The sequence below is a fragment of the Acidovorax sp. KPB24-03 genome (assembly GCF_057546605.1).
In genome coordinates this window covers 1-5,320 of record NZ_BAAJYR010000234.1, presented here as the reverse complement: position 1 = coordinate 5,320, position 5,320 = coordinate 1, and the positions used below count along the sequence as shown (strand labels likewise).

Annotated in this window: 2 protein-coding genes and 2 pseudogenes; all 4 read left to right on the top strand. The window is 70.0% G+C overall.

Annotated features, from left to right (window positions below; genetic code table 11):
- Window positions 1-256, top strand: a pseudogene (locus tag AC27KI_RS17980) (hypothetical protein); the annotation flags it as partial.
- A gap of 33 nt (window positions 257-289) precedes the next feature.
- Window positions 290-826, top strand: a complete 537-nt coding sequence (locus AC27KI_RS17975; protein WP_487115067.1) for a hypothetical protein — start codon at window positions 290-292, stop codon at window positions 824-826.
- Complete coding sequence (gene ligA, locus AC27KI_RS17970; protein WP_487115065.1) at window positions 819-3,047, top strand: NAD-dependent DNA ligase LigA; 2,229 nt, start codon at window positions 819-821, stop codon at window positions 3,045-3,047. Before AC27KI_RS17975 ends, ligA begins: the two co-directional genes overlap by 8 nt.
- Window positions 3,048-3,151: 104 nt before the next feature.
- Window positions 3,152-5,320 (top strand): annotated as a pseudogene (locus AC27KI_RS17965) (penicillin-binding protein 1A); the annotation flags it as partial.

The following is a 5,320-nucleotide window of genomic DNA, read 5'->3' as shown; positions in this document are numbered from 1 at the left end:
CACCGAATCCCATGTGCTGAGCCACCTCAGCAACCGCCACCTGGACGCGCTGGAAGAAGAAACCATCTTCATCCTGCGCGAGGTGGCCGCCGCCCTGGGCGAGGCCATGGACGGCGCGCTGTGCGACCAGAACGGCACGCCGCTGCCCGCCATGACCATGGACCCCATCGCCGCCGACCTGGAGCTGCTGTACGACAAGCTCGACAGCCGCGAGCTGTCGGCCGGCTCGCTGCTGGCGCGCCGCCTGTTCAGCTGAGTGGCCGGTCATCCCGGGCCGAAAGGACACCCCATGCGCTGGTGGCACGTGCTGTTTCCCCCGGTGGTGGAAACACCCCAGGGGCTGTTTCGCCCCTCGAACGCCGTCCTGGACCGGTGGTTGCCAGCCATCGGGTGCTTGGTGGTCGCGGGTGTTGCGCTGTGGCAGTACCGGACGATCGGCCGGTTCAACTACTTTGGGCTGGTCTACCTGGGGTTGTTCATCGCCCCCGCCATCGCTGGTTGGCGTGCCCGGCGCCAATTCGGCCGCATGGGCAAGCCCCTGGTGCGCATCGACGGTTCGGAAGTCTTCCTGAGCCTGCCCCAGAACGTGCGCCCCGGCCACATGCAGGTGCCGCTGGCAGACGTCCGGGCCATCGTGGTCAAGGGTACGCCGGGCCAGCGCAGCTACGTGTTCGAGCGCCACGCGGGCGAGCCCATCGAGGTGCGCCCCGGGTTCGGTCGGCTCGATGCGCGGGTCGTGGATTTCCTGCAGCGCGCCATGCCCGCTGCCATTCCTGTGAACGTGCAGGAGCCTCCTACTTTTCTGGGTTCCATCCGTGGTGACTGATTCCAAACCTTCCGCAGCCGGCGCACTGCCCCTGCAACCCGCCGAGGCCATCGACGCGCTGCGCGCCCAGCTCAACCGCTGGGCCCACCAGTACTACGTGCTCGACGAGCCCACGGTGCCCGATGCCGAGTACGACCGCGTGTTCCGTGAACTGCAGGCGCTGGAAGAGGCCCACCCGGACCTCGTCACCCCCGACTCGCCCACCCAGCGCGTGATCGGCGCGGTGATGGAGGGCCTGTCGCCCGTGCGCCACCGCGTGGCCATGCTCAGCATCCGCACCGAGACCGACACCGAAGCCAGCGGCGCCCGCACCTTCGATGCCCGCGTGCGGCGCGAGCTGAAGCTGGCCGAAGGCGATGCGCCCGTCGAATACGTGGCCGAGCCCAAATTCGACGGCCTGGCCATGAGCCTGCGCTACGAAAACGGCCGCCTGGTGCAGGCCGCCACGCGCGGCGACGGCGAGGTCGGCGAGGACGTGACGCACAACGTGCGCGCCATCCGCCAGATTCCCTTGACGCTGCCCACGGGCGGCAAGAACGGCGCCCCCGCGGTGCTGGAGGTGCGCGGCGAGGTCTACATGCGCCGCGCCGATTTCGACCAGCTCAACGAACGCCAGCGCGAGGCCGGCGGCAAGACCTTCGTCAACCCGCGCAACGCGGCGGCGGGGGCGGTGCGGCAGCTCGATTCGGGCATCTCGGCGCAGCGGCCTCTGAGCTTTTTCGCCTATGGCCTGGGCGACGTCACACCAGCCGGCGGGGGCGGGCCCGACTTCGGCACGCACTACGACATGCTGCAGGCGCTGAAAGGCTGGGGTTTTCCGGTGGCGGCGCAGGTGCGCGTGGCGCACGGCGCAGACGAACTGATCGCCTTTCACCAGGAGATCGGCGCCTCGCGCGACCGCCTGCCCTACGACATCGACGGCGTGGTCTACAAGGTCAACCGCCTGGACCTGCAGCGCCAGCTGGGCTTCGTCACGCGCGAGCCGCGCTGGGCCGTGGCGCACAAGTACCCGGCGCAGGAGATGGTCACCCGCATGGACGGCATCGACGTGCAGGTGGGCCGCACCGGCAAGCTCACGCCCGTGGCGCGGCTGGCGCCGGTGTTCGTGGGCGGGGTGACCGTCACCAACGCCACGCTGCACAACCTGTTCGAGCTGCGCCGCAAGAAGGCCCGGGTGGGCGACCAGGTGATCGTGCGGCGCGCGGGCGACGTGATTCCCGAGGTCGTGGCCGTGGTTCCGCCGGCGCTGGGCGCGGCCATGCCGGCGCCCGAGCCCATCCGTGAAGACGCCGCCGCCGCGGCGGCCACCGATGCGCTGGTGGACCTGGTCGATCTGGCCGATGCCGCCGGCAGCGACGCGCCTGTCAGCCTGCCCGCACCGCCGCGCCAGCCCTACGTGCCCAATTTCCGCATGCCCCGGCAGTGCCCGATCTGCGGCAGCGCCGTGGTGCGCGAAAAGGGCGAGGTCAACCACCGCTGCTCGGGCGGGCTGTTCTGCGCCGCGCAGCGCAAGGAGGCCATCCTGCACTTCGCCGCGCGGCGCGCCATGGACATCGAAGGCCTGGGCGACAAGCTGGTGGACCAGCTGGTCGAGGGCCAGGTCATCCGCACCTTGCCCGACCTGTACCGCCTGGGCCTCACCGCCCTCAGCAGCCTGGAGCGCATGGCGGAAAAGTCGGCCCAGAACGTGCTCGCCGCGCTGGAGAAATCCAAGCAGACCACCTTGCCGCGCTTTCTGTTCGGCCTTGGCATCCGCCACATCGGCGAGGCCACCGCCAAGGACCTGGCGCGCCACTTCGGCGGCCTGGACGCGATCATGGACGCGAGCGTGGAGCAGTTGCTGGAGGTGAACGATGTCGGCCCCATCGTGGCCGAGTCCCTTCGCACCTTCTTCGACCAGCCGCACAACCGCGAGGTGGTGGAGCAACTGCGCGCCTGCGGCGTCACCTGGCCCGAGGGCGCGCCGGCCGAGCGGGCCGTGCTGCCCCTGGCCGGCCAGACCATCGTGCTCACCGGCACCTTGCCCACCCTCAGCCGCGACGAGGCCAAGGACCTGCTGGAGGCGGCCGGCGCCAAGGTGGCGGGCTCGGTCAGCAAGAAGACCAGCTACGTCGTCGCCGGCGAAGAGGCCGGCAGCAAGCTGGTGAAGGCGCAGGAGCTGGGCGTGCCCGTGCTCGACGAGGCCGGCATGCTGGCCCTGCTGGGCCGCGAGAGCGCATGAGCACGTGCGGTCGCTACCGTGCGTTTGTTTGCTTGCTATGTATTTGATAGCTGCCAAGGCAGATCAACCTAGGGCATGAGCCCTTTTTGACCATTGAGCCCCCGATGCCCCCTGTGCTTGCTTCCCTGCGCGCGCGCCTGACGGCCGCGTGGCGGGGCCACGCCGCGCCGCTGCTGGCGCGCACCTGGGCCTTCGCCGCCCGCCACCTGCGGTCCCGCCGCGCGGTGCTCTGGGCGTTGCTGGCCGTGCCCCTGGCCCTGCTGCTGTACGTGCTGGCCCTGGTCCCGTTCACCCCGCCATCAGCGACATCCGCAAGGCCAAGACCGAACAGCCCGCGCAACTCGTCTCGGCCGATGGCCGACTGCTGGCCGAATACAAATGGGTCAACCGCGAATGGGTGGCGCTGGAGGACATCGCCCCTTCGGTGAAGGACGCGCTCATCGCCACCGAGGACCACCGCTTCTACGACCACTTCGGCCTCGACTGGCGGCGCACCGGCTCGGCGCTGATCCGCACCCTGGGCGGCGACAAGCAGGGCGGCTCCACCATCACGCAGCAGCTCGCGCGCAACCTCTACCCCGAGGACATCGGCCGCGCGCCCACGCTTACGCGCAAGCTGAAGGAGGCCATCACCGCGCTCAAGATCGAGGTGCTGTACTCCAAGGACGAGATCCTGGAGACCTACCTGAACACCGTGCCGTTCCTGTACAACGCCTACGGCATCGAGATGGCCGCGCGCACGTACTTCGACAAGTCGGCCGACAAGCTCACCGTGCTGGAGAGCGCCACCCTGATCGGCATGCTCAAGGGCACGAGCTACTACAACCCCGTGCTCAACCCCGAGCGCGCGCAGGAGCGGCGCAACACCGTGCTGTCGCAGATGAAAAAGCGCGGCAAGCTGTCCGCCGCCGAGTACGACGCCTTGTCCAAGCGGCCGCTGCGCATCCGCTTCGAGCGCCAGATCGAAACCGCCGGCCCCGCGCCGCACCTGGCGCAGCAGCTGCGCAAGCAGCTCATCGACTGGGCCGACCGCAACGGCTACAGCCTGTATGCCGACGGACTGGTGGTCCGCACCACCATCGATTCGCGCCTGCAGACCCTCGCCAACCAGGCGGTCGCCCGCCAGGGCCGCCAGTTGCAGGGCGTGGCCGACGGCGCCTGGGCCTCGCGCAGCGCCTGGAACCCCAAGGGCCCGCTGGTGCAGGCGTTGGTGCGCGAATCTGCCCAGTACGAGGCCGCCGTGGCCAAGGGCGCCACGCCCGACGAAGCCCTGCAGGGCCTGCTGGACGACGCCGCTTTCATGCGCCAGCTGCGGCAGCAAAAGACGCGCGTGCAGGCCGGCTTCCTGGCGCTGGACCCGCGCAGCGGCGAGGTGCGGGCCTGGGTGGGCAGCCGCGATTTCGCCACCGACCCCTTCGACCACGTGCAGGCCGCGCGCCGCCAGCCGGGCTCGACCTTCAAGCCGTTCGTGTACGGCGCGGCCTTCGCCAACGGGATGCTGCCCACCGACACGCTGATGGACGAGGCGGTGGAGATTCCCCTGGGCGGCCGCCAGATATGGCGCCCCACGGACGAAGGCCCGCCCAGCAACGCGCCCATGACGCTGGCCGACGGCCTGGCTTACTCCAAGAACACCATCACTGCGCAGGTCATGCAGAAGGTCGGCCCCGAGCGCGTGGCGCGGTGGGCGCAGGCCATGGGCGTGCGCGAGTCGCGCCTGGATGTGGTGCCCTCGCTGGCGCTGGGCACCAGCCCTGTCACGCTCAAGGAAATGGTGGCCGCCTACGGCACCATCGCCAACGGCGGCCAGTACCGCGCGCCCATCGTCATCACGCGCATCGAAGACAAGAACGGCAAGGTGCTGGAAGACTTCGCCCCTGCCGACCCCGAGCGGGCCGCGGGCCTTTCGGCCGTGCAGACCCTGCGCGACGCCATGCGCGGCGTGATCGACAAGGGCACGGGCGCCGCGATCCGCACCCGCTACGGCATCACCGCCGACGTGGCGGGCAAGACCGGCACCACGCAGGACAACACCGACGGCTGGTTCATCCTGATGCACCCGCAACTGGTGGCGGGGGCCTGGGCCGGCTTCAACGACGGCCGCATCACCCTGCGCAGCGATTACTGGGGGCAGGGCGCCCACAGCGCGCTGCCCATGGTGGGCGAGGTGTTCCAGCAGGCGCTGCGCACCAAGGTGATCGATGCGCGCGAGCGGTTCATCGACGAGGAGGAAAAGAGCGGCTGGGTGGACAACGCCGTGGGCGGCGTGCGCA